We start from the raw sequence: 26,513 nt of genomic DNA, 5'->3' as shown, positions 1-26,513 counted from the left end.
AAATGGAAACAACCTATGATGTGATTGTAGTCGGTGCTGGAACTAGTGGTATGATGGCTGCAATTAGTGCGGCTGAATATGGCGCAAAGGTTCTCTTAATTGAAAAAAATAAAAAAGCTGGAAAAAAATTATTAATGACAGGTGGCGGAAGATGTAATGTCACGAATAACCGTCCAGTTGATGATTTGATTGCTCATATTCCTGGAAATGGCAAATTTTTATACAGTACATTTTCCCAATGGAATAATTTTGATATCATGGAATTTTTCGAATCTCAAGGTGTTCATCTAAAAGAAGAAGATCATGGTCGGATGTTCCCTGTGACGAATAAGTCAAAAACGATTATCGAAGCCTTGATCCATCGTTTAAATGAATTAAATGTTACGATGCTCTTTGGCACCCGAGTCGAAAAATTAGTGCATAGCGACGGAAAAATCTATGGCGTACGAACGGAATTTGAAGAATTTCAATCCTCTTGTGTCGTATTAACTACTGGGGGGCGAACCTATCCGTCGACTGGTTCTACAGGTGATGGCTATAAAATCGTTAAAAAAGTCGGTCACACTGTCACTCCCTTGTATGCAACAGAATCTCCACTGGTTTCTGAAGAAACTTTTATCAAGGATAAAACCTTGCAAGGATTATCTTTACAAGATATTTCTTTAAGCGTATTAAACAAGAAAGGTAAAGTCATCACCGAACATGTTATGGACTTGCTTTTCACGCATTTTGGGATTTCTGGACCTGCGGCATTGAGATGTTCAAGTTTCATCAATCAAGAGTTGCAAACGACTGGAGAACCTGTCACGGTCGTCTTAGACTGTTTTCCGAATCGTTCGCTTCAAGAATTGATCAACGAATTGACTGCTAAAAGCCAACAATCGAAGAAAACATTGAGTAATGCTTGGCATGGCTTTTTACCTGAACGCTTGCTTCTCTTTTTCCTTGAAAAAAGTGGATTAACGGAACAAACTGGTAGTCAAACGACAGAAAAAGAGATCCAACAATTTGCGGAGCTTTGCAAAAATTTTTCTTTCAAAATAACCAAAACTTTTGCCATCGAAAAGTCTTTTGTGACTGGTGGTGGCGTTTCACTAAAAGAGATCAATCCAAAAACATTAGAAAGCAAATTGGTCAATGGATTATTTTTTGCTGGTGAATTGCTAGATGTTAATGGATATACTGGTGGGTTCAATATTACTGCGGCTTTTGCAACTGGACATGTAGCAGGAATGAATGCCGCTTTTCTTAGCTAATTAAACGAAAACAGTAACGAAGGGAGTAGAAGATGTCTGACTCTTTTCGTTACTGTTTTTTCTTTTTTAGTTGATAAACTGATGAATTGCCGACTGCATCACAGTACAAGATCAGCAAAAGTCCCTTTAGTTAAATCACAAATGGCTTGAGGTGCTAGCTCCATTTGGTGTCCTCTTTTTCCTGCTGATACAATGATCGTTTCTTGTGATTGTGCTGTTTGTTCTAAATAAGTAGGAAATAATTTCTTCATCCCAATTGGCGAGCAACCACCACGAATATAACCAGTGGTAGCTTCTAAGTCTTTCAGATGTAACATTTCTACTTTTTTGTTTCCAGATACTCTTGCTAATTTTTTTAGATCTAACTCTCGATTACCAGGAATGACCGCTACGATCGTTCCTGTTTTGTTTCCAACCGCTACGAGTGTTTTATAAATGCGGTGTTCACTTTCAGAAAGTTGCTCAGCGACAGAAGATGCACTTAAATGTGCTTCATCCCAAGCATACTCATGTTCAGTATACTTGATTTTCTTTTGTTCTACTAAGCGGATCGCATTTGTTTTCACTTGTTTTTCTTTGCCAACATTTTCACCTTCAAATTAGATTGTTTCAATTTAATAATTTGATTATTGATTTTAGTTCCTTTACAGTGATTTGTCCAGGTGCTGATGCTTTTTCAGAGGTTAACGCACCAAAAGTCATGACCGAACCAGTCAAATTTCCCGATAAGCGCGAAATCATTCCGAGCTGTCCCATTGACATTGTAATCAGAGGCATGGACACAAACGCTCCTGCCCGTCTCGTTAGCTCCATCAAACGTAACACATCTCGTTCGTTATGGGGCATTACCGCTATTTTACCGATATCTGCACCAAGATGTTCCATCATATTTAATTGATACAATAAGACTGGATCAGCTGGGGTCTCTTTAAAATTATGACTGCTGATAATCATCGGGATGTTGCGCTGTTTGATTTCTGCTAACAACTCTTTTTCAAGGCTTTCAATTTTGTCTAATTCTAAATCAACCATATCGACTAAACCAGAGCGGATCATCTGTAGGTACAACTCGTGGTATGCTCGGATCGTTATATCTCGTTTGCCACCTTCTGCTATTGTTCTAAAAGTGAAAAGTACCGGTAACCCGTCGAGCATCTCATGAATCAGCACCAACGTTTCTGTGACTTTTTCATATTGAAAGACATCTTCATAATAATCAATTCGCCACTCCACTAAATCAGCACCAGCTTCTTTGGCTAAAATTGCTTCTCGCAAAAGTTCTTCACGAGTGTCTCCGATCATTGGCGCACAAATTTTAGGATGTCCTTTTCCTAAGTTTAGTCCTTTCACTTGCACCATCTGTCCTCCCCCCTTATTTCCTAATTTGATAGATAAATACTTTTAGATAATCCCCTTCTGGAAAGGCTTCAATGGTTTGGAAATCTTGTGGTAATCGAAAACGAGTGATTTCTTCATATTCAACATTGGCTAGCATTAGTTCATTTTCGATCATTTTTTTGAACTGATCGGTACTCACGTTAGCTGCGTTCGTTGAAGCGATAAGCGTTCCCTCGTCCGATAAAATAGCCAAGCTATCTTTAACCAATTCGCCATAATCTTTGGCTACTCGGAACACTTTCTTTTTGTTTCTCGCAAAACTTGGAGGGTCAAGCACAATGAGATCATAAGTCAGCTGCTTTCTTTTAGCATATTTAAAATAGGCAAAAACATCCATCACAATGATTTTTTGTGTCTGAAGATCCAAACCGTTGATTTCAAATTGTTCCTGTGTTTTTTTCAAACTTCGCTTTGCTAAGTCAACACTCGTGGTCTCCAAAGCACCACCCATTGCTGCCGCAACTGAAAAAGCCCCAGTATAGCTAAACATATTCAAAACAGACTTTCCTAGACCAAGTCCATCGATCAAAGCTCCTCGGACTTCTTTTTGATCTAAAAAGATGCCTGTCATCAGCCCTTCATTCAAATAAGTGGCGTAAGAGACGCCATTTTCTTTGATGATTAAAGGTTCAGGAGCTGTTTCTCCATAAACATACTGACTTTCAGGAAATTCATTTGTTTCAAAACGGATTTTTTCGTAAGCACCCTTTATCTCAGGATAAACTTGTTGAAACGCTGAGAAGAGCAAATGTCGGTAAGTATAAAGAGTTTCATTATACCAAGAAAATACTGCATAGTGTTCATAATAATCAATGATCAGACCACCGATGCCATCCCCTTCTCCGTTAAATAAACGAAATGCTGTTGTTTGTTCATCTATGAAAAAAGCTTGTCTTTTTGCTTTAGCTTCAGAAAACTTTTTCTCAAAAAATGCCTGGTCAAACGTTTCATTTTGTTGACTCAAAACCCAACCGATTCCTTTGTTTTGTTTACCTAAATAGCCCTTAGCTAAGAAATTATCTTGTTGATCAACCAATTCGATCCACTGCGTGGTTTCATTGTACGACTGGACCAAATCTTCCTTTTGAATCAATGGATAACCGTTCTTGATACGATTTCCTGCTTTTTTCTTAATTTGTACTTTCATTGACTCACCTACTTTACCTTTATCATTAATCAGTATACCAAATATTAAGCAGGCTGTCTTAGTGCTAGCGTTCACAAAAGAATAAGAAATCCTTAATCACCGGTGTAAGCGTTTGGTTTCGATTGACACTGGATTTGCGTACTAGTAAAATAGGATGGAATATGTAGTTTGAGCAATCATAACTTCATAACACTCTGTAAATGAGAAGAGTGGGGAAAGGGAGATTACATTGAGACGAATAAAAACACCCGCCTTTTTGAATAAAAGGCTCGGATTTTTTTCTTTATTAGCTGTTTTACTTTGGCTAAAAACAATTTTTGCCTATTTGTTTGATTTCAATTTAGGCATCGAAAGTGGCATACAATACTTTATACTGTTTATCAATCCGATCGCTACCACGTTGTTGTTAATGGGGATTGCGTTATATGTGAGACGGACGAAAGCGTCTTATATTACAATGATGGTCATTTATTTCCTATTGACTTTACTGGTGTTCTCCAACGTAACTTATTATCGTGAGTTTACGGATTTTATTACGATCAATACCATCTTGGGGGCAGGAAAAGTAGCTAGCGGGCTTGGAGAAAGTGCTATTCGCTTATTTAGACCATATGACGTCCTTTATTGGATCGACTTTATCATTGTCGCTGCATTATTGATAACCAAAAAAATCAAAATGGATCCACAACCGATTCGTGCACGAATGGCTTTTGCGATCTCGACTTTGTCAGTCATGATTTTTTCTGGAAATTTATTTTTAGCAGAAGCCGATCGCCCAGAGTTATTGACTCGTACTTTTTCTAGAGATTATTTAGTCAAATATTTAGGTATCAATGCGTTTACCGTCTATGATGGTATCCAGACTTACCAAACGAACCAAGTACGAGCAGAAGCAAGTCCTAATGATCTGAAAGAAGTAGAAAGTTATATCAAAGATCACTATGCTGAACCAAATGATGAAACATTTGGTATTGCTAAAGGAAAAAATGTGATTTATATCCATTTAGAAAGTTTCCAACAATTCTTGATCGACTATAAACTAAAAGATGCCAATGGTGTAGAACATGAAGTAACGCCATTTCTGAATAGTTTATATCATAGTAACAGTACATTTAGCTTTGACAATTTCTTCCATCAAGTTAAAGCAGGTAAAACCAGTGATGCTGAAACCTTATTTGAAAATTCACTATTTGGTTTAAATCAAGGATCGTTATTCACTCAATTAGGTGGAAAGAATACCTTCCAAGCTGCTCCTGATATTTTGAGTCAGACACAAGGTTATACGAGTGCTGCCTTCCATGGTAACGCTGGTACATTCTGGAATCGTAATGAGACCTATAAAAAATTAGGTTACAACTATTTCTTTGATGCTTCTTATTATGATGTCAATGACGACAATTCATTCCAATATGGATTGCATGATAAACCGTTCTTCCAACAATCAGTACAATATTTAGAACATTTACAACAACCTTTTTATTCTAAATTTATTGCGGTATCTAATCATTATCCTTATTCTAAGTTCACAAACGAAGAAGCAGGCTTCCCACTAGCTACGACAAATGATGAAACGATCAACGGATACTTTGCAACAGCGAATTATCTCGATACAGCAGTTGAAGAATTTTTCAACTATTTGAAAGTTAGTGGTCTTTATGATAATTCTGTCATCGTCCTTTATGGTGATCACTACGGAATTTCTAACTCTAGAAATAAATCGTTAGCGGAACTAGTGGGTAAAACAAGTGATACATGGACCAACTTTGACAATGCACAAATGCAACGAGTTCCCTACATGATCCATCTTCCTGGACAAACAAACGGTGGAATCAATCATACCTATGGCGGACAAGTGGATGCATTACCTACTCTACTCCATCTGTTAGGAGTAGATACCAAAAATTACAATCAGCTAGGACAAGATCTCTTCTCTAAGCAACATGATCAACTTGTTACTTTCCGTGATGGTGATTTTATTACTCCTAAATACACTTATTATGGCGGAACGATTTACGATAACAAAACCGGACAAGCCATTACAGAACCGACTCAAGAAGTTCAAAATGAAATTGATGCATTGAAAGAAAAAGCGAATAAACAGTTAGCTGTTTCAGATCAAATAAACAATGGTGACTTACTCCGCTTTTCTACAGATACTGGGTTAGACCCAATTGAAGCAAGTCAATTTGATTACAAAAACGGCATGAAACAGTTGCTTGAAAAAGAAAAAGAACTAGGTGACAAATCAACAAGTGTCTTTAGTCAAAACAATAACCAATCAACAAAAGATCTATATGAAACCAAAACTTACCAACAAATAAATGGGACACAGACGAGTGACTCAGTTCCTTCTTCTGAATCTGATAAATAGCTAGCCTTTCTTTCAAAAAGATTACGTGCCCATAGAAGTAATGATTATAAAAGCTAAGATTGACGAAAACCAATTCTTGTTTTTCGTTAATTCTTAGCTTTTTTCATGCACTTTAATTTGAGTTACTCTGGCGTTTTTCTAGAAAATAGAGCTTAAACTCACGTATTAGAACCATCCATGAACATTGGATTTTATTCACAAAATATAGCGGAACAGTTGATTTATCGTCATTTTCGTTTATTAAAAAATAGGGATTTCCTGATTTTACTATATGAATTTCATACTTTATTCATATTCATTTTCTATAATTTAAAATGAGGTGAAAGTGATGAGAATACTCCGCTATTCAGTTGCAAGAATGCGTTATTATAAAAAACAGACACTTTTTAGTTGCTTATTTACAAGTGTCACTGCTTTTTTATTGATGCTTGTATGTAACTTATATCATTTACAATCAACACTTTATGCACAAATTGAAGATCGTCTTAGTTTCTTGGACACGACGTCCTTAAAAGTACACTTTCCGTCTTTTCTATCAGTGAAACAATTTTATGTCGAGCTGATCTTGTTGTTACTGTTCTTGTTTGTTGGCGCATTTATCTTTTTCTTTCAGCGAACATTAAAACAAGACCAACGTGAATTGATCAACTGGCGTTTAGCTGGTTTATCGAAAACTAGAATTTTTCTTTTGATCATCTGGCAAATGATCTTACCATTACTGATCTGTTGCACACTCTTATTTATTGGAATTGTGCTTTTTCAAAACATTTATCAAGCACTGTTACAACATCTTAATTTTTGGAGTCTAAGATTATTTGAATTACCTGACACCCATTCACTTATATCGACTACTCGACCATTAGCCATACCGATGGATCAACAAACTTTTTTTAAAATTGATTTTGTAAACGATGCTTTTTTCTTCGATACGTTTAAGAGTTTCCTACAAACGGTTGGCCTTCTTATCTCCATCAGTCTATGCATTAGTCTCTTACAATTTACGATTTTCTATCAACGTTTAAAAAAAGGTAAGGTGATCTTTCATGAATACATGTAAGCCAATAATGTCTTTAGGAGAATTAGCTGTTATTCTTTGCCCAAAAGCAAAACAAGAAGAACTATTAACAGCGCTAAAAGAACAAGCGATTGTATCGAGTCCCAAACAATTACTTATCGTCCAAAAAGATTGGCCTCTCTTCCCTTATTTAAAAACCAAAGATCAAGTACTACTGAATTTATCTGAAAATAAAAAAGAACGTTTATCTTTTCAAGAAATGCTCAAAATTGATCCAGCACTTCTTAACAGAGAACCTGATCAACTCTCTCTTTTTGATAAAATCAAACTTCAATTGTTGCATGCGTTACTTGCTAAAAAAGACAAACTCATCATTGAAGAAGTGCTGGATGAACTTAAAGTAATTGAAGCACAAGAAATTCTTGATCTATTTGATTATCTAGTCAAAAACAAAAAAATCGCCATTCTATTACTGACTCATGATGAAACCATTGCTCATAGTCAGTATGTCGACCAAATCTATGATGAACGATAAAAAGAGGTCGTGGAAAGAGCAACTCGACCTATGCAATAAGGATGAAACTCACAGCTTCCTATGTTTTGAGAGTTTCATCCTTATTGCCAAAGATCAGCTCTTTGAACACTATTTAGCTCCTCTCTTAATTGTTGAGGAGTTGTTTCTTGAACGCCGTTTAGCAAGAGGCTGTGAAAGAAGCGCTTATTGTTGAGGAATTGCTTCTTGAACGCCGTTTATTCGTTTTTAGAGATACTAAAAGAGAGTGGGACAATAGTCAGAAAAAAATCTGATTATTGCCCCATTTTTTTTTTGATTTTAAGGTACACAAAAAGCACACAACCTTGTATGATTAAAGTGCCTAAACAAAAATCAAAGGAGTGTGCCTTATGTTTAAAAATTATACCATCAACCAAACAACTTTACCACTAGATGTAGAACATTATATTCCAGAAACGGATGTTGCCTTTGCGGTTCACTCGTTAGTAGAAGCAATCCCGCAAGCGCTCTTCAACCAAATTGAACAACAGCTGGGACGTCCAGCCTATCACCCCAAAATGATGTTGAAAATTCTTCTTTATGCCTACACGCAACGTGTTTTTTCTGGCAGAAAGATCGAATTTTTATTAGACGATAGTTACCGTATGCGTTGGCTAGCCAATCATGAACAAGTGAGTTACCGCACGATCAATCGATTCAGAAGTCAGGAAACGACAGCTCAGCTTCTAGCAGAGGCTTTTGTGTTGTTTCGCCGTCAACTGATAACCAATCAAGTGATAGATAATGAAGCCATCTTCGTTGACGGTACGAAAATTGAAGCAGACGCCAATAAGTTCAGCTTTGTTTGGCGTAAAGCCACCACTCGGTATGAACGGTTGTTAGATGAAAAATCAGAAGCTTTTTATCAAACGCTTTATCAAGAGGAAATTCTTCCTTGCTTAAAAGAAGAAAGTCAATCCGATGGATTGACGAGCGACCAGTTAGAAGAAGTCGCTCATCATTTAGAAGCTGAACTCCATGAAACACAAGTACAATTAACACATGAAAAATGCAAAGAAAAGCAAAGTCAACTAAAGAAAAAAAGAAGAATGTATAAAAAATATCTCCGACAGGTACAAACGGATTATCTGCCAAGAAAACAAAAGTATGAACGGTATGCTCAACTATTTCAAGAACGAAATAGCTTTTCAAAAACAGATACTGATGCCACCTTTATGCGGATGAAAGACGATTATATGCGAAATGGACAGCTCAAGCCAGGTTATAATTTACAAATCGCCACCGAAAATCAGTATGTTTTGAGCTATGAATTATTTCCAAATCCCACAGACACCAAAACATTGAATCCATTTTTAGACAGTTTTTTAGACCGACATAAGGAGTTACCGGAGTACATTGTGGCAGATGCAGGGTATGGTAGCGAAGAAAATTACATGTATATCAACGATGTTCTACATAAAACTCCCTTAATTACATATGGCAGTTATCACAAAGAAAATAAAAAGAAGTACAAGGATAATCCGTTTAACGTGGAGAATTGGCGTTATCTTGAAGAACAAGACACCTATATTTGCCCAGCGAATCGTCCGGTACCGTTCAAAAATTATAGTCGCAGAAAAGATAAAGGTGGCTTTATTCGAGATTTCAAAATCTATGAATGTGAGGATTGTCGGAACTGTTCAGTTCGTCGTCAATGTACGCGTGCGAAAAGTGAACAAAAGCGAAAAATTCAAGTAAATAATAATTGGCGCTATTTCAAAGCAGAATGCAGAAAAAAGCTTTTAGAGGAGAAAACTGGTTCGATTTATCGGAAACGAAAAATGGATGTCGAACCCGTGTTCGGACATCTAAAGGCTCATTTGGCGTTCCATCGTTTCCATTTGCGTGGGAAACAAGGAGCAACGATTGATATTGGTTTGGCACTGATGGCATTAAATTTAAGAAAATTAGGAAAATATATGGAGAGGAAAGTGCGCAAAACAGAAAAAATAAGTTCGATTTTGACAATAAACATCAAAATCGAACTTATTTTCTTTTTGAGAAAGAACTATTGTCCCACTCTCTTTGTTTATTTTATTTCTACATCTGGTAATTTAACTGTAAATGTTGTTCCTGTCCCCAATTCGCTTTCTACTTCCAGCTTTCCTTTATGAAGCCGAACTAACTGTTGAACGATTGGAAGTCCTAGTCCTGATTCCCCGTATTTTGTATTCTTTCTTGAGGGATCAACTTTATAATAACGGTCCCAAATACTCTTCATTTGTTGTTCAGTCATTCCGATACCTGTATCCTTAATTCGGATAATCGTTTCTAGATAACCTTTTTCTAAAGAGATCGTGATCGTTCCATTTTCTGTAAATTGAATCGCATTTTGGATGATATTCACCATGATTTGCACAAATCGGTCATAGTCTGCATACACTTCCACATCGTCTTCTGCTTGTAAAACTAAAACATTCCCTGCAGCTTCTGCTTTTGTTTCAAGCTGTGCCACAATATTTTTCAATGTTTCTGTACCATTGAATCTTTTAATAACCATACTGATTTGATTGGTTCTGATTTTTTCATAGTCTAGATTTTCGTTAACTAAGCGTATCAGTCGTTCTGTTTCATTTTTCATCAAGTTGATCGCATTTTCTCTTTGGTCTTCAGGAATTGCATTATATTTTAGACCTTCAAGTAACCCGTTGATTGTGGTTAGCGGCGTACGCATTTCGTGAGAAGCATCTGCCATAAATTGTCTTCGGCGGTTTTCTTGCTCTTCGATTTCAGCCTGTGATTCTTTTAAAGAATTCGTCATTTTGTTGAAGTCATCCGCTAATTCATCAAATTCATCTTTATCATGAACTGGCAATTGGACATCAAAATTTCCATTCGTGACTTCTTTCGTTGCATTACGTAAACGATTGATCCTTTTAACCTGAAAAGCAGCAAACGCATAACTCGCTAATATAGCAACAATACTTGAAAAAATAAAACCTTTAAACAGATTCAATGTGACCGACCGAACACTATTATCGATATTTTTAGCCGGTTGACTAACAACCAAGCCACCATAAAATTCATGATTTAAATTAAAAGGTACTAAGGCATAAGACGTCGCTTGATTTTGTCCTAGTATATTTTTGTTGGAGGTAAATTTTACTTGTCTTCCATGACGCAGATTATCCCATTGTTCCGCTTTAATCGTAAAGTTCAATACCACATTATCAGTAGGATAAATGACCCGTTCGTTCTTATCGATAAAAATAAAATTGACATTTTGTTCTGATAAGACTTGTTCCGTTAATAATAATGCATTTTGAAACGCTTGATCTTGGCTTAATTGAGGAAACGTGTCTGTGTATGTCTGTGTTGTCTTCTCGACAGATTCTGCATAGCCAAAAAGTTGTTGGTAATTATTTTCTTCAATGGTTTGCTTAGTCAGTTGCGTAAAAGAAACACCTACGATCAAAATGATCATCGCGATCATTCCGCAAAAGGCTAATAACTGCTGGTAAAGATAGCGCATTAGGCCACACCAGAATCATCAAATTTATAACCTACGCCCCAAACCGTTTGAATGACTTGTGGTCCAACCTTTTCGATTTTTTGTCGAAGCTTTTTGATATGCGCATCAACCGTTCGTTCATCACCAAAGTATTGATAATCCCACACTAATTCCAGTAATTGTTCCCGAGAAAATACTTGGCGTGGTTTTTTAGCTAGTGTAAATAATAGATCAAACTCTTTCGGTGTCAAACCTTCGATTGGTGCTTTATTTAAATAAGCTTCACGTGTTTTTGTATTCATCTTAAAGTGATCTGTTTCGATATCGAAGTGATCGTCCGAGTTGTTTGTTTCTTCTTTTACCTCTACCAATTCACTACGACGGTGTAAAGCTTTCATTCGGGCAATCAAAGTTAGTGGGCTAAAAGGTTTGGTCACGTAGTCATCTGCGCCCATCTCTAATCCAATAACCTGGTCACTTTCAGAATCACGAGCTGTTAACATAATGATCGGAACTGTACTAGAGACTTTCCGAATTTCTCTTCCAACAAGCATACCATCCATCGTTGGCAAGTTCAGGTCTAAAGTGATCATGTCCCAGTAATTCGGTCTTTCTAAAAAAGCATCTAGACCTTCTTTTCCGTCATATTTAAAAGTTGCTTCCCATCCTTCATTCAAAAAAAACATCTGCATCATTTCAGATACGGATTGATTATCTTCTATCATTAAAATATTCATTTTTTATTTCCTCCAATACTATCATCGAGTTCTTGTAATTTTTTTTCAGTTAAGATAAAAATCGGCATAATTGGAAAAACTAAAACCAACATCTCGATTATAAAATAGTTTGTCTGTCCAGTTAATTTTAGTAAATAGCCGATCAAGGCCATCAATAAACCGAAAATAAAAAAATATTTTCCACTTGTTTTTTGTGCTAACCGCCAGTGAACATCGGATTTTGTGGCACGCGGTGAGTGGTAACCATAAAAAGGCAGATTCCCTTTAGAAGGGATAAAAAGAAACAAGCAACCTAGGATAGTCAAAAATACTCCGACAACTAAAAAAATCATATGATCCCTCCTAAATCTCTCTTTCTAGTATACTCTAAAAATTAACTTGAACCAATATATTCGGTAATTCTTCACGAAAGGTTTGTCTTTTGTTCATTCTTTGTTAAGATAGGGGTAATCGAATAAAAAGGGGTTTTTTTGTGTCAAATTATCGTGCAATTACTTTTTTGATCTTGATGGAACACTGTTAGATGCTCAATCAAAAATCACACCAGAAGTGGCCGAAGCAATGCAAGCACTACAGGCAAATAACGTCCTGCCAGTCATAGCAACTGGACGAACTGAAGCTGAAATCAAACATATCATGTCAGATGCTGGTATTTCCTCTGCAGTTACGATGAATGGTTCTTACATCAGCGTGGATGGTCAAGAAGTTCATTCTGAAATAATCGCAACTGAAGACTGTCAAAAGATGCTCGAACATGTCCAAATACAAGGGCACCAGCTCTCATTTTATAACCATCAACATATTTGGTGTACTGCACACACACAAACGATGATTGATGCCTATAACTTTATCCATTCAAATGTACCAGAAATCAATCCGCAAGCTTATTTGGATCATCCAATCAATATGTTACTTATCCTCTCTCAATCTGGGGATGAATATTATCATGAACAATTTCCTGATCTGACTTTTTATCGAAATGGTCCTTACTCGATTGACACGGTCAAAAAAGGAATCTCGAAAGGTGCAGGAGTGAAACGTTTAAAACAAGAATTAAACCTTGTTGATGTGCCTACATTTGGATTTGGTGATGGACCAAATGACTTTGCACTGTTAGAAGCATGCGACAACAAGATCGCGATGGGCAATGCTTACAATGATCTCAAAGAACTATCCACTTTTATTACAAAGAAAAACACTGAGGGCGGAATCGTTCATGCGCTCAAACATTTTGACTTGATTTGATTTTTAATCGAAATACGATGTATATTTCCGAGTAACTGAGAGATGATTTTTTACAGTATTAGCTATTGAGAATCATCTCTTGATACTTCGGACGATTTGCTTTTTCCGTAATCGTTTCTCGTTGAAAAAATTCAATTTTGTGCTATAATATAAATTGTATGAAAAATACACGTAACCCTTGTTTATAACGGGGACGTTACGGATTCGACAGGCACAGTTTGAGCTTGAATTGCGTTTCGTAGGTTACGTCTACGTTAAAACGTTACAGTTAAATATAACTGCTAAAAACGAAAACAACTCTTACGCTTTAGCTGCCTAAAAACAGTTAGCGTAGATCCTCTCGGCATCGCCCATGTGCTCGAGTAAGGGTCTCAAATTTAGTGGGATACGTGACAACTTTCCGTCTGTAAGTTGTTAAAGAGATCATCAGACTAGCGATACAGAATGCCTGTCACTCGGCAAGCTGTAAAGCGAAACCACAAATGAGTTGACTATGAACGTAGATTTTTAAGTGGCGATGTGTTTGGACGCGGGTTCGACTCCCGCCGTCTCCATTGTGAGATTTCGGTAGATTTCACTAAATGCCTAAATCCTTATTTTAAAAGGATTTAGGCATTTTTTATTTTCGATAGTTTTCGTTAAATGAATGAAAATGGCATTCAAAAAGAACACTTTTTAATATATATGTTCCATCCATATTATCAATGATATTCCATCTTTACAAAAAGAACATTCGTTCGTATACTCTTTTTGAGGTGAACTTTTATGCTTATGGAAGGAAAAATACAATTATGGTTTAAATTCGATCCTTCGAATAGATTTATCAAAGATTTTTATAAAGTATGGGATTCAGAAGTTTTCTTTTTAGCAATTGAAGACAGTTTATTAATCAATCTCTACTATTCTAATAAGAACTACTTTAAAATCCCTGCTGCGAAAACCAGAATGAAGAAAGACGTATATTTTTTGTTTGATATCGTAACTGACGTGCCGGACGCACGGAGCGATCATCGGCGTTATGACTATATAAAGTATACTTTCATTGATCCAGAAAGGTATAAAGATTAAAGTAGGCTACCTAAAAAGGTAGCCCGGAACGGATTTTATCATCATACTTATGAAAGGAGATATTTTTTAAGTTAGTATTAAGATTGTGTAATATGATGACGTTATCATTTTAACATAATTAAATTTATTGTTTTTTTATACTTATAAATTAAAATAAAGAAATAAAGTGCATATCAAATATGTTTGAAAAATAATTTAAATTATAGATTAACTTCCCTATATAACATGTCAAAAAAAACATAAGATATTAACCTATTGCAAAAAATAATAATATAAAATATCCTACAGGGATAATATTTAACAACAATCCACATACTGAGATAACTTTTTCAATAAGACTACTATTTTTACTTAATGACCAAATAGAAAGTATAAATCCTATTACTCCCATTAATAAAACAGGAATGAGACTAGAAAATAGCATACCAAACCAGGTTGTAAAAATTTCTATACTTACTAATATTCCTATTAATAAACTGAGAATATTGATAAATTTAAATCTTTTATCCATAAAAGTTCCTCCTTAATGGTAACTAAATTTTTATGTGCCCTGTAGAATTAAAACCTACAATCAGATAGTTATAAGCCATCTGATCTGACCAGCTGAGCTAAAGGTACGGAAAGCCATCACAACTACTGCAAACAAAAAGAATGGACATAAACTAGATAATGATGGGTTTCATTCTTTGTTGTGATGGCATATTTATTATTACACATTTAATAGCAAAAAACTAGATTGTACTTATTCTTTGTATAAGATATTATTTTATGCTATTATTTCCAAGTCATAAAAAGAAAAAAGCTTCAGATACTCTCTCACCCTAGAGTAGTATAAAAAATAAATAGTTGACATTTATTCGAAATTAAATTAAACTTAAGTCAATGAATCTGGGGAGGATACCCCAAACATATAAAAGCGTGATTTGTAATATACAATGTCACGCTTTTTTGTATATGGAGGATAGTTATGAAAAAACCCGATGATAAATCGTTTTATTCATTTGAAAAACTTGTTGATTTAATGGAAGAACGAAAAATAATTATTGAAGATAGAGACAATGCTATATATACTTTAAAAAATATCCCTTACTATAATTTAATAAATAATCACAAACAGACCTTTGCTATTTACGATGAAAATGAAGACGAATACATAGATGATTATGAAAATACTTCCTTCGCCGAAATTAGAATCGTATATGATTTTGAACGCCTTTTAAGTTCAATCTTATATAAATATATTTCGGTTTTTGAGGAAACGCTTAAATCTCTAATTCCACACTCTATATCTAAAGAATATGGATTTTTACAATCAGAGTATTTAGATCCAGACGTGTATGATAAAGGAAGATTAAAATATGATGATAAAGGAAATTCATATACAGATAGAGATAAACTGTTAGCAAAATTAAATGAAAGAATTAGTTCTTCCTATAATCAAAGTATAATTCACTATAAAAACGAATATCATAATGTTCCTCCTTGGATTTTAGTTAATGATTGTACGTTTGGGGAATTAGTCAATTGGTTAAAATTGAGTAATCTTAATATAAAAACAGAAATAGTAAATCATTGCTTTAACAAAAATAATTCTAAAACTGATTTTAATTCTTTGCTCTTTCATTGCTTATATAATATTAATGAATTTAGAAATATAGTTTCTCACGGAGGAAGAATATTTCATCATAAGTGTAAACATGAGCTAAGCCCAGGTTTATTAAAAAACTATCTACAAAAATATTCAATATCTATGAGAAATAATTGTATAGGACAAGACGGTATTTTAAGTATAGTTTTTTCATTAATTTGTGTATTTTCTAACCGAGATACTGTAAAAAATAATTTTATCGATGAAATTGTTTCATCTTTTCAACAATTCGATAATAACAATAATGAAATTATGTCAAAACTACTAGATAGATGCGATATAAAGATGGAATCTATTAGTCGATTACAAGAATTCAAAAATTGATAACTTTACTTGTGCGTTAATGACTATGTACTGCCCCTCATCGAGGGGCTTTTTTTATCGTTGCGGAATATTCAAATACCAACGCTTGTCATGAAAATCTTGTGCTCCGCCTTTAGTGTTCCCTTCTGGATCATTCGTTGCACGCATCATGACATAGACTTTCTTATTAGGGAAATTACGCATATTGAAAGATACATGATAACCAACATTTCCAGAAGTATTATAAGCTTGATTTACATCTGGTCTATAAATTCCATCAGCTCTTACTCGAGCTAATTCTTTCCCAGTATTGTAATCCATAATGAAAATATACTCGTATTGATAGTTAGCAATGTGCCATCCAGCCACATGCAAGTTTGCGTTTTCGATTTCTCCGAACTGATCAATGTGGGCGTAATTTGTTCCATCTGTTAGTGTAGGATTTGCAGCACCTGCTCTAGTTGGATCAATGACTGGTCTATCATCTGAAGTTGTCGGATTTTCATCGGTAAATCCATGAGCTAAATCATATGCTAATTTTTCTTTACTTACGCCCATTTCAGAAAGATAACCGTAAGGATCTGTATGATCGCCCCAAATATTTTGCGTTACCCATAAATGTGATTTGATTCCTGGTTGGTTATAAGGCGTGTCCAATGTAAGTGGAATACCATATTTCATTGCTGAATCTCTAGCCAATTCAACGTATGCCTTGTAGTTTTTCTCAAACGTCGCTTTATCATGTGTGTGTTGTAACTCAATCTGCACGGGACTGTTAGCATTAGCGTATGAACCAGCGCCGTACTGTACATAACCAGGTTGTCCGACTTGGTAAACAATTCCGCCGTCTCCCACAATATAAGCGGTATAAGCACTAGTCCACGAACGTTTCATATACTGCGCTTCATTGCGTCCTGTTGCTGTTTCGTTAGCCGTCTCATGCAGTAAAATGTACTGATTATTTGCTACTTGAGAGCTACCTTCATTTACACCTAAATTAAATTCATTGTTAATCGTATAGGCAAACCCATTAATTGGTAATAAAAAAAGAGCCATTAATAGGCTCAATGATAATACTATTTTCTTTTTCATTAGTTTACTCCTTATCTTTTAAGTTGTAAGCTGATACCCCTGTAATTACTCCTAAAAATGTTGCTATAGCATTGATAGTTAATACTGTCATATCAGTTTCATTCCATCCATATGCTTTGCCTAATGTGGCTACTAATACAGATAAAGCAGGCAATACCGTAAGTACTGTCCATTTAATAATTTGATAATATTTATCGGGTAAAATCATTACTTCTCGCCTCCTTTCATTTCCTGAATATCGTGTTCTGCTTCATTCATCCGTCCTTCTAATAGAAAAGTACGTTCAACAATATGGTTATGCTTTTCAACTTTTTTCTCCAATTGCTCAATTCGATAAATGGTCAGTTTGTTTGAAAAAACAATGCCTGCAAACGTACCAACTAAGGTTCCTGCAATACTTAAAGCAGAAATAATCGCATCAATACTCATAGTTCACCAACTTTCCAACAAAAAAGCATACTCCAGGGAGCATGCCTTAATTTTCTTTATTAATAATTTTATCTATCTTATTATGTTATACAGGTTTTACTTCTGATATTTTTAACGATAACAGTTGTAGATGGAACATCTTTGCTGCGGCATCTATTCCTAAAGTAAATTCTACCTTATCTCCTGTAACTAAAGTGTGGACGTACTGACCAGCTTGAGATGTTACATAGTTTAAATTAGCACTACTACCTACATTAGCGAAGTTAGTATCACTTCCATTTTTTCTAATTTTTACATAAGCAAATTTGAACGTATTGTTTCCATGCAATTTTACAGAACCCTCAAAAAATAAAACACAGTTTCTAGTTGCGGTTAAGGTAATTCCATCACTACTTATCGTATATGGTAAATCACTAGCTGTGTGAAAAAAATCCGTAGCGATAAGAGTCCCTATTGGTATTTTTGTCCCATCTGGTGAGTCTGTTAAATCTCTACCTTCGCCATAAACGGCAAATAGTGGCATTGCGTCACTAATAGTTTTAATGTTAGTTGTGTTAGTGGCTATCTTAGAAGTATTGGCAGTTACTTTTTTATCAACTTCATTAATGGAAGCAGTCAACCATGAATTAATCTCCGATACTTTCCCATCAGTATAATTGTTTGCTTTACCTGTGATTTCAGAAATTTTAATATCTGTGGCCAAGTTATCTTCGACATATTCTGGTGCTATATCCCATACATAATCTTTTGGATTGTTTGAGTCTCGCATGCCGATTCCTCGGTATTTATACTCACTAATATTTGGAGTTCGTGTGTCGCCTTTTTCGATCTTAATCCAGTCAATTTGACATGCGCCTGCTGTTGATTGTGGTGTTTGATAAATACTCAATAGACTTGGTGAACTACTATCTATTTTTAGAGCGGTAAATGAGCAACTCCACACGTCAACCAATCCTTCTACTGGAGTCATTCTTTCTAATGAAATATTCCCGCCATTGTAAGCCCAAAAAGTTTGAGACACTGGTTTAGTTGCTTTCATTGTAAGGATATATCTTTGACCAACTTTAAACTCTTCTAGCATGTTCACACCGTATAAACGGTATGCGCTCGTTTTAATTGGGAAGATAACTGTTGGGTCAGCAATATTCTCGCCCAAAGCCACCTTACTCAAATAATACGGCGCATCGAGTAGATTTGGTTGGTATGGTGTGGCTGTTGGACCTTCTTCGATTTTGATGTCGTACAATTTAAATCCACCATTTATTTTATCCTGGTTAGTAAAACTAACACTAAGATAAAAACGTTCTAAATTTGTGATTTGATAATTAACATTAGCTGTGCCTTTGATTGTTATTTCTTTCCCTACATCATCTATTGTCATAGTTGTATTATTTGCTTCCAATAATATATTTCCTCCTGGTGATGTACGATATACCAAACGCAATTTATTAATAGCTCCTGTAGTTCCTTCATCAAATCGAACTTTTGCACTTATAGTATATGTTTTACCACTAACAAGTGCTGACGTATAATTACGTGTGAACATATCTATCGTCCCTGTACCATCAGAAGTAAAATGTAACATTCCGTTAACATCAGTTATTGACCCGTGGTAACCCCTATTAAAATCGCTAGATTTCAATGCATTTACAAATACATTCGGATTCCCCGAATAATCATAATTCCCAAAGTCGATGCTGTTACTGTACATCACTTGTAAGTTACCTAACTTAGAAATTTCTTCTTTCAGAGCATCTAACTTGTCTTGTAGAGTTTTAGCTTGACCAGTTAAATCAGTAATCTGTTTATCTAAGCTATTCACTCTACCTTTAATTTCAGCCATAAAAGCATCAAAAGTTTCTTTATACTTTCGAATCAACTCTTCCAATTGCGAAACATACTCATCGGCTTGGCCTTGCGAAATGTCAGACACTCCTAGTGAGAAAAAAATGATATCTTGCGTTGTTAAAATTTGATTGTCTTTTCTATATTCTACGTAGCAATGTTTATAATATCCTGCTTCACTCATAAATGTGCCATCAAGAGAAAATGTGACTTCTTCACTAGTTACACTAGTAGCGACACTATCTACGTAGCGGTTAGATGGTGTTGTTCCTTTTAATGTAAAGGTTCCACCACTCGTATCCATCTGCAAGCCATTTAAAAATGGTTTAACAGTTACCGTAATCCCTTTATCACCTTGACGAGCCATAATAGCTTTGGTGTAATTTAATTCTTTGCTGAAGTCTAATGCTAAATTGTATAAGCTGTTAGCCATTAATATCCCCTCTCATCTTCGATTAAAAACGTTTTTGATCATGACTTGTTATGTCATAATTTTCATCAACATTTAGTCTTACATCTTCATAACCTAAGCGATGCGCTACAATATTCCATCTGACTAACACATTAGGCTCACTTGTTTCTATAATAAAATGGTCTCTAGCTTCTTTAGTTACGGCACATAGTACTAATTTTGTAGGTGTTACATGTGTCATATAGTGATCTAAATTCACTGTTTCAGCAAACATAGGTTCAATATCTACCCTTAGTTTACCATCTTCTCCTGTTACGCCTTCCCCATAGTCAGCAAAATAATATTCTGGTGTTTCATAAGCGTTAAGTAAACGTCTTCCATATGATTTGGTTTCTACAGTTGAGTTTTTACTACCTTGTACTGATAAATCGCCAGCTATAATTGTATTTTTATTTATTCTACCAACTACATTGTTAAATGTTGCTATGTTAGAAATGGTTAGACCGCCGTCAGAGTCAAAGGTTAACGGTTTATTGTTAACTTTAACTTTAAAATATGAAGAATTGTGATCCATGGTTTCGTAGGTAATAGACCCATCATTTGATTTTCTAGTACCAAACCAGTGAAGTTCTCTTGAAGAAAAACTTAACCATGAACCCGCACTTGTACCGTTATCCCAAGTACTCATAACTAGGTTACCTGCGGTGTCAAGAATACGGAAGCCCCCACCCTTTTTAATTTGATAGAATAACTCCCCTACATCAGACTCAGTTGTTTCTTGTGCGTGCATTTCAATTACATCACGATTTAACTTTTTAGAATGCCATAAAATAGAACCATTTTGTATTGTCGTATCAAAATCAGCGCCAGTACTAATCAAGGTTGAACCTTTGATTGTAATACCTGTAATGACACCTGCTGTAATAAATGAAGCGTTAAAACCACCGTCAAGTGTCCAAGCTGTATCATACGTACCGTTAATACCTGTTTTAGAAAAACCTATACCCTTCTGGTTTATTTGTAACACATTTCTAGCAGTTTCTTTATTAGGCGTATCCATTACTAAAATACGGCTTGGGCTTTCTTTGGGGTCTAATAATACATAACCGCCAGCATTACCAGTGATTAGGTCTGTTTGATGATCTACAATATCATTGATTAAATCACTGATTTTACCACCATTTTTCAATTGATCAATGGCATCATTAATCAAATGGCTTACATTATTCTCTGTATTTTCTAAGAAGTTTGTTTTGACATTTCCTACAACTAATTTATCGTATGAATTGGTTAAAACATTAAACGTATATTCCACAATTCTTGCTGACATATTCACTTTTAACTGTGGATGATACACATCTACTCCGTCACCCATCGAAACTTTTTCTAGATCAACAAATTTTTCATAACCTCTTTGATGCCTCAAGGGTACTAATTCAATCGATCCACTCACTTGTGGTTTTTGTTTGTCTAGGTTCGTTTTCAACCATTCTTTTGCAGCTTCTCTTAATGTGACCACATCAGTCGCTTTGTCTTTGAAATCAACAAAAGAAACATATCCAGCAGGATAATCATCCGCGTAATCAGTGAAAATGACTTCTTCTGGTAGAGTAATCTCGTCTTCTCCTTCTGAAGAACTGCTAATGAAAGGATAAACTCCAACTAAAACACTTTGAACATCTATCTCTAAGTCGAGACCAGTTAAGTTTTTAGTATAAATCGCTTTGATTTTATGATCCGTACCTAGTCTTTTTTCATGACGTAATGTGTTATTATCTTTTAGAAATTCACCATGAAATCGATCTAGAATAGATCCCTCTTTTCCACCAAAGAATTCTAAAAAATTCGCCTTTTCTATTTTCACGTTAGCAAACGTATCTACTAATGATGAGAAAGAAAACTGTGAAGGAATAGCTGGTTTCGCTAAAACTTTTGCGTTTTGCCATGCCTGAGTAGCATTGATCTTTTCTGTTCCGCTGTCATATTTATTCAATACCGATTTTCTTATATCATTGAAAATAGGTTCAGCTTTTACTTCTATCGTATTTCCTATTGCAGAAGTCTTTGCATAATAAATCCGTAGACGCTGTTTTGCTCGATTTTCATCTACATAGCACTGAATAATACGTCCATCTATAATCAAATCTGCATTAGTTCCGCTTATTGGATAAGTCCCCTGAAATATCTCGGCTCCGTTTAGTTTATTGCTAACAGTTGCTGTTAACCAATCTGATAAAGCGCCTAAACCTTGCGTATCATATAAATGTTCAGCTAAATTATTCGCGTCATTCTTATCGTAAATAGTTATTAAATTATCGATCATCTATTCCACCTACCTTAATCCATTACGATAAATTTGTATTTTGCTCAAACCAGTGCAATTAAAATGATTAATATCCACTTGCAATGTCGGATATTGCATAGTCTTCATTTTGCTGGACCGATCTAAAATATCTCCATCCGATTGCTCTTCGTAGCAAAGCATCAAATCACTATCAATGACTACGTCAGTTCCTACTACTAATCCTTCAAAACTAAACACATAATCATTTAAGATGAACTGGCATGAAGCAACTGAAGGAGTGATGATAATCTTTGGAAAACTTTCTTCTAAACTATTATTCAGCAAGTTAAATGATTGTGGTTTATCTACGGCTATAGGTACATCTTCTTGGACTCTTGCAAATGGTTTTACAGTGATATTTACATCGAACTCTCCCCATTCAACGATATCGTTTTCTGCATCGCCAATATCAATAGTCTGGATAATGTAATAGACGTTTGGATCATCAGAGAATTCTAATTTCTTTGCATAGTTTAACCAATGACGCATGATATAAAACGATTGCTTAAAAGCTTGATGGTCTTCCACATCCTCTAAGTAGTTGTAGTGCAAAGTAAACGACATATCTTCAAACGAATAATCTTGCACTAAGCCACCTAGCCGTCCTAAAACAGAAGTCTCAACTCTCTGTCTTTTTGGAGAAGGTATGGTTGGTCTTTCAGCTAAAGCCAATTTATGCAAATAATCAGGAAATCCATCGATTATAGAATGTATACAATCAGTCATTTTTTCACATCCTTTTTAATACTAAAAAAACAGGAGAAATATTCTCCTGTTTAACGCCATGCCGAAGCATTGTCATTTTGAACTTTTGTAATGCTATCAATGATTTGTTGAGTTGTTTGCTTCATAGTAACTTCATCTGCGTTACCATCAATTGTGAAATTGAATTCGTAATTATTCACAGGTTGAACCGTTTGTGCCCTAGATGAAACTGAGGTGCTACTCAAGATACGATCCCCAATTTCTTGCAACACAGATCTTTTCAAAGGTAAAACTGCTTCAGGTCCTGCTTCACCTACACCGATAATATTCGGAGAATTAAACACACTACCTTTCGCATACCAATCAACGCCCAACGTTGGGATTTTTCCCTTCAACGGATTGAATTCCCCACTCAATTTAAAATGTGGTAACGGAATATGTGGTATAGAAATATTCAAATTATCAAAAAGACCACTGATTTTATCTCTAATCCAATCAATTGGAGCGCTAACAGTCTTTTTAATACCTTCCCAAATGTTAGCAATCATGCTTTTAACATTATTGAATATGCCGGAAACAATACCTGTTAGATTAGACCAACCGCTTGAAATTGCATTTTTTCCATCGTTTACTTTAGAGCTAATAGTGCTTGTAATTCCATTCCAAAGATTCAAAGCAGTGTTTTTGATACCGTTCCAAATTCCGCTAATCCATGAAGATATGCTATTCCAAACACTTTGAATGGCACTTTTAGCTGCATTTATAGCATTGCTTATACTACTAGTCACACTATTCCAGATATTTGATGCTGTAGAACTGATTGAATTCCAAATTCCACCTAACCAACTAGATACAGTTGACCAAACATTTTGAATTACTGTAGCAGCTGCTTGCACCAAGCTAGTGATTGTATTCTTGATACTGTTCCAAATACTAGAAGCTGTTGCACTAATTGAATTCCAAATATTTGAAGCCGTAGTACTAATGGATGTCCATACACCGTTCCACCATGCCACTACTGGATCAAATACAGTATGGAATGTAGTTACAATTCCATTCCAAGCGGTGCTTATCCATTGTGTCATAGTATCCCAAGTATTTTTAAGGAAATCAGAAATAGGAGTCCAAACAGCTTGCCAAGCTGCGCCTAATAACTGTCCAGCTACATCAAAAATACCCACGATAATATTAATTCCAGCTTGAATCAACGACGTTATTAATGTCCATGGTATTTGAACAATCCCTACAATGTCTGCCCAAATAATCGACCATACTTCTTTGACTCCGTTCCAAATATTTGAAACCCAATCAACGAATGTTTGCCAAGTCTCTTGGACTCCTTGCCAGATGTTGGAAGCTCCTTCAACTAATCCGCTCCATGAATCTCCAAACCAGTCAGAAACGCCTTGCCAAATATCTTGAACCCAATCTACAAATCCAGACCAGGTTTCTTTAACTCCATCCCAAACTGATGAGGCACCTTCTTTTATACTTTCCCAAGTACCACCCAACCAATCAGTGAATTTACTCCATATTCCCTTAAACCAGTCAGTAATTGCACCCCAGTTTTTTATAATTGCTATAACTCCAGCAATAGCAGTAATAACTGCTCCTATTATTAATGTAGTAGGACCACCTAGAGCCATGAAGCCAACTATTATTGGCATTAATAAAGTAAATGCAGCAGTCAATCCGCCAATCGCTACGGCATAATCCTGTACTGGTTGTGGAAGACTATTAAACGCATTAGCCATCTTTCCTAGAAAATCAATTACTGGTTCGAGTGCATCTATGATTATGTTGCCTATAGGAGCTAATGAATCCTTTAATTCAGCTATTTTTCCGTTTAATTCTTGTAACGGAGTAGTAGAATCTTCATTCATTTTTTGTGCAGATCCACTAACATCATCAAATGTATGGTTAACATCAGTCAAAGATTGGACAACTTTCATCGCATTATCTTCACCAAGCGCAGACCAAATTGTCGAAGCTTTATTTAATTGGTCGTATTGACCATCCATATTGCTAAAATCTTGAATCATGGAATTAATAACGTCTTTTTGTGTTCCTCCGCCATTTTTCCACTCTTCAAAAGCTTTTCTAGTACTTTCACTAAACATATCCATGTTTTGTTCAAATCGACCATCTGTTAACGATATTCCCATTTCCTTAACTAAGTCATTGACTTTATCAAGGTTATAAGCACCCGCATCTAAACCATTTTGAAGCATTCCGAACGTTTCATCAGCTGAATATCCCATTTGACTCCATAATTGGCTATATTCTGCCATATTGTCGCCTAATTCGTGCGTTTTATCTAAACCGTTTTGAGTACCCGAAACCATTAAATCCATTGCATCTTGAGCGCTCAAGCCGAAATTGACCATTAAGCCATTTACACCACGTAACGTTTCATCCATATCAGCGCCCATGGTGTTTTCTAGGACCATAGCTTGTTCCGTGATATTTTGTAAATCTTGATTATTTAAATCGCCTAAATTACGCTTTACCAAAATCAATGCATCTGTGGACTGATCTAACGATTCTCCAAAACCTTTATAATAAATGTCTCTGGCTATATTCGTTAATTCTTCAGCCTCTTGTTTAGTCAAACCAAAATTAGCTTGTATCTTACTCTGGGAACTACCTACACTATTAGCAGATTCTACTGCTTGTTTCCCTAACTCTGTAAGCTTATCGCCTATGTCGCTTAAAACGTCAGAAGCTTCCATTAGATTATTCATATCTATTTTGCTTCCGATATCGTCCAAGTTAGTTGTATCTACATTTTTAGCAGCTTGTCCTAACTCTTCAAATTCACGTTCAGCATCATTAAGCTTTGCTTCCATCTGCATTGCTTCTGTGGATGTAGCGCCAAATTCAGACTGTGTAGCTTCTAACTGTCGTCTTAGGATATCTATCGTTTTCTCCGCATTTTCAGATTGTTGAGAAACATATTCTTGGGCTTTCGCTAATTTCTCGGATTCAGAAGCTGATTGACCAGCAGTTGCTTGCCATTTTTTATATTCTGATTCAATCAGAGAAGCACTTGCTTGAACATTTTTCTGTTCACTATCCAACTGTTGCATTGTAGACTCGTACGTCTGTATTTCGCCTTTTGCTTGAGCTAGTGCATTACTCGTTTTATCAATTTCGTTTGACAAACGTTGTTGCGCTGTTTGCTGATTAATCAGTTCTCTCTCAAGTTTCTGAACTTCGGTGGAATTTTCTCCATAATATTTTTTCGCATTGGCTAAACGTTGGCTAGTTACTTCAACTTTTTGACTTTGTAATTCATACTGCTTCTCTAAAGAAGATAATTTACTTCCTAACTTATCTGATTCAGAGCCAGTCTGTTGTAACTGAGCTTGTTCTAGTTTTAATTCTGCTCTATTTTTAGTTAATTCAGCACTGATTTCTTTTAACGTAGATTTCAATCCGTCATCGTTAGCTATGAAAGTTACTTCTGCTTCTGTTCTCTTTTTAGCCATTTT

General features: G+C 35.5%; 20 protein-coding genes, 1 tRNA gene, 1 other RNA gene and 2 pseudogenes. 9 read left to right on the top strand and 15 right to left on the bottom strand.

Translation table 11 applies throughout. The features are described 5' to 3' along the window. Positions 1-2 precede the first annotated feature (2 nt). On the top strand, positions 3-1,256 hold the full coding sequence (locus EHR_RS09110) for a BaiN/RdsA family NAD(P)/FAD-dependent oxidoreductase (protein ID WP_010737843.1): 1,254 nt from the start codon (positions 3-5) through the stop codon (positions 1,254-1,256). Positions 1,257-1,354: 98 nt separating this feature from the next. On the opposite strand, the gene ybaK is transcribed toward EHR_RS09110, so the two are convergent. The 3 genes from ybaK to EHR_RS09095 are packed head-to-tail and all read right to left on the bottom strand — an operon-like array spanning position 1,355 to position 3,801. After that, positions 1,355-1,822, bottom strand: coding sequence for a Cys-tRNA(Pro) deacylase (gene ybaK / locus EHR_RS09105; RefSeq protein WP_014834553.1), 468 nt, complete (start codon positions 1,820-1,822; stop codon positions 1,355-1,357). 43 nt (positions 1,823-1,865) lie between these two features. Then, entirely contained in the window at positions 1,866-2,615 is a 750-nt protein-coding gene (aroD, locus tag EHR_RS09100) for a type I 3-dehydroquinate dehydratase (protein WP_010737845.1), read from the bottom strand. Positions 2,616-2,628: 13 nt separating this feature from the next. Next, positions 2,629-3,801, bottom strand: a complete 1,173-nt coding sequence (locus tag EHR_RS09095; protein WP_010737846.1) for a class I SAM-dependent rRNA methyltransferase — start codon at positions 3,799-3,801, stop codon at positions 2,629-2,631. A 229-nt stretch (positions 3,802-4,030) separates the two neighbouring features. Here EHR_RS09095 and EHR_RS09090 point away from each other — a divergent pair, with 229 nt between their 5' ends. The 4 genes from EHR_RS09090 to EHR_RS09075 all read left to right on the top strand — a co-directional run bounded on the left by EHR_RS09090 (position 4,031) and on the right by EHR_RS09075 (position 9,854). Continuing rightward, a complete protein-coding gene (locus EHR_RS09090) occupies positions 4,031-6,172 on the top strand; it encodes an LTA synthase family protein (RefSeq protein ID WP_010737847.1) in 2,142 nt (713 codons plus the stop codon). Positions 6,173-6,500: 328 nt separating this feature from the next. Beyond that, positions 6,501-7,229 carry a hypothetical protein gene (locus EHR_RS09085; RefSeq protein ID WP_010737848.1) on the top strand — a complete coding sequence of 243 codons (729 nt, stop codon included), beginning with the start codon at positions 6,501-6,503 and terminating at the stop codon, positions 7,227-7,229. Beyond that, a complete protein-coding gene (locus EHR_RS09080) occupies positions 7,216-7,722 on the top strand; it encodes a hypothetical protein (protein ID WP_010718415.1) in 507 nt (168 codons plus the stop codon). Before EHR_RS09085 ends, EHR_RS09080 begins: the two co-directional genes overlap by 14 nt. Positions 7,723-8,090: 368 nt before the next feature. Next, the gene (locus EHR_RS09075; RefSeq protein ID WP_010737849.1) at positions 8,091-9,854 is read left to right on the top strand and encodes an IS1182 family transposase; all 1,764 of its coding nucleotides are present in this window, start codon (positions 8,091-8,093) and stop codon (positions 9,852-9,854) included. On the opposite strand, the gene EHR_RS09070 is transcribed toward EHR_RS09075, so the two are convergent. The 3 genes and pseudogenes from EHR_RS09070 to EHR_RS09060 form a co-directional block, all read right to left on the bottom strand. Then, a complete protein-coding gene (locus tag EHR_RS09070) occupies positions 9,770-11,212 on the bottom strand; it encodes a sensor histidine kinase (protein WP_010718416.1) in 1,443 nt (480 codons plus the stop codon). The genes EHR_RS09075 and EHR_RS09070 overlap by 85 nt on opposite strands. After that, the gene (locus EHR_RS09065) at positions 11,212-11,928 is read right to left on the bottom strand and encodes a response regulator transcription factor (RefSeq protein WP_010718417.1); all 717 of its coding nucleotides are present in this window, start codon (positions 11,926-11,928) and stop codon (positions 11,212-11,214) included. The genes EHR_RS09070 and EHR_RS09065 overlap by 1 nt, the downstream gene beginning before the upstream one ends. Then, positions 11,903-12,260 (bottom strand): annotated as a pseudogene (locus EHR_RS09060) (SdpI family protein). Before EHR_RS09060 ends, EHR_RS09065 begins: the two are co-directional and overlap by 26 nt. 140 nt (positions 12,261-12,400) lie before the next feature. Here EHR_RS09060 and EHR_RS09055 point away from each other — a divergent pair. The 3 genes and pseudogenes from EHR_RS09055 (at position 12,401) to EHR_RS09050 (ending at position 14,241) form a co-directional block, all read left to right on the top strand. After that, positions 12,401-13,173: pseudogene (locus EHR_RS09055) on the top strand (Cof-type HAD-IIB family hydrolase). Between the two features lie 189 nt (positions 13,174-13,362). Continuing rightward, positions 13,363-13,730, top strand: a transfer-messenger RNA (tmRNA) gene (gene ssrA, locus EHR_RS13830). Between the two features lie 208 nt (positions 13,731-13,938). Beyond that, positions 13,939-14,241 (top strand): DUF5960 family protein, encoded by a 303-nt coding sequence (locus EHR_RS09050; protein WP_010737851.1) that lies wholly within the window; start codon positions 13,939-13,941, stop codon positions 14,239-14,241. Between the two features lie 247 nt (positions 14,242-14,488). On the opposite strand, the gene EHR_RS09045 is transcribed toward EHR_RS09050, so the two are convergent. Both EHR_RS09045 and EHR_RS09040 read right to left on the bottom strand, forming a co-directional pair. Beyond that, complete coding sequence (locus tag EHR_RS09045; protein ID WP_002337238.1) at positions 14,489-14,752, bottom strand: hypothetical protein; 264 nt, start codon at positions 14,750-14,752, stop codon at positions 14,489-14,491. 33 nt (positions 14,753-14,785) lie between these two features. Further along, positions 14,786-14,859 (bottom strand) — tRNA-Ile (locus tag EHR_RS09040). A gap of 349 nt (positions 14,860-15,208) precedes the next feature. On the opposite strand from EHR_RS09040, the gene EHR_RS09035 reads away from it, so the two are divergent. Beyond that, positions 15,209-16,213 carry an Abi family protein gene (locus tag EHR_RS09035; RefSeq protein WP_010737852.1) on the top strand — a complete coding sequence of 335 codons (1,005 nt, stop codon included), beginning with the start codon at positions 15,209-15,211 and terminating at the stop codon, positions 16,211-16,213. A 54-nt stretch (positions 16,214-16,267) separates the two neighbouring features. Here EHR_RS09035 and EHR_RS09030 read toward each other — a convergent pair whose 3' ends face one another. The 7 genes from EHR_RS09030 to EHR_RS09000 all read right to left on the bottom strand — a co-directional run bounded on the left by EHR_RS09030 (position 16,268) and on the right by EHR_RS09000 (position 26,510). Continuing rightward, positions 16,268-17,284: a peptidoglycan recognition protein family protein gene (locus EHR_RS09030; RefSeq protein WP_010737853.1), complete on the bottom strand. Its 1,017-nt coding sequence runs from the start codon at positions 17,282-17,284 to the stop codon at positions 16,268-16,270. A 4-nt stretch (positions 17,285-17,288) separates the two neighbouring features. Further along, positions 17,289-17,492 (bottom strand): phage holin, encoded by a 204-nt coding sequence (locus EHR_RS09025; RefSeq protein ID WP_010737854.1) that lies wholly within the window; start codon positions 17,490-17,492, stop codon positions 17,289-17,291. After that, a complete protein-coding gene (locus tag EHR_RS09020; RefSeq protein ID WP_010718827.1) occupies positions 17,492-17,713 on the bottom strand; it encodes a hypothetical protein in 222 nt (73 codons plus the stop codon). Before EHR_RS09020 ends, EHR_RS09025 begins: the two co-directional genes overlap by 1 nt. 85 nt (positions 17,714-17,798) lie before the next feature. Beyond that, complete coding sequence (locus EHR_RS09015; protein WP_010737855.1) at positions 17,799-19,991, bottom strand: IFT57 family protein; 2,193 nt, start codon at positions 19,989-19,991, stop codon at positions 17,799-17,801. A 22-nt stretch (positions 19,992-20,013) separates the two neighbouring features. Then, positions 20,014-22,293, bottom strand: coding sequence for a phage tail spike protein (locus EHR_RS09010; protein ID WP_010737856.1), 2,280 nt, complete (start codon positions 22,291-22,293; stop codon positions 20,014-20,016). 9 nt (positions 22,294-22,302) lie between these two features. Next, positions 22,303-23,040 carry a phage tail protein gene (locus tag EHR_RS09005; protein ID WP_010737857.1) on the bottom strand — a complete coding sequence of 246 codons (738 nt, stop codon included), beginning with the start codon at positions 23,038-23,040 and terminating at the stop codon, positions 22,303-22,305. A gap of 50 nt (positions 23,041-23,090) precedes the next feature. Continuing rightward, complete coding sequence (locus tag EHR_RS09000) at positions 23,091-26,510, bottom strand: phage tail tape measure protein (RefSeq protein ID WP_010737858.1); 3,420 nt, start codon at positions 26,508-26,510, stop codon at positions 23,091-23,093. Positions 26,511-26,513: the final 3 nt, after the last annotated feature.

Source organism: Enterococcus hirae ATCC 9790 (assembly GCF_000271405.2).
GTDB lineage: Bacteria > Bacillota > Bacilli > Lactobacillales > Enterococcaceae > Enterococcus_B > Enterococcus_B hirae.
Note: the sequence above shows the minus strand (reverse complement) of the source record. Positions and strands in the feature narration are given on the sequence as shown.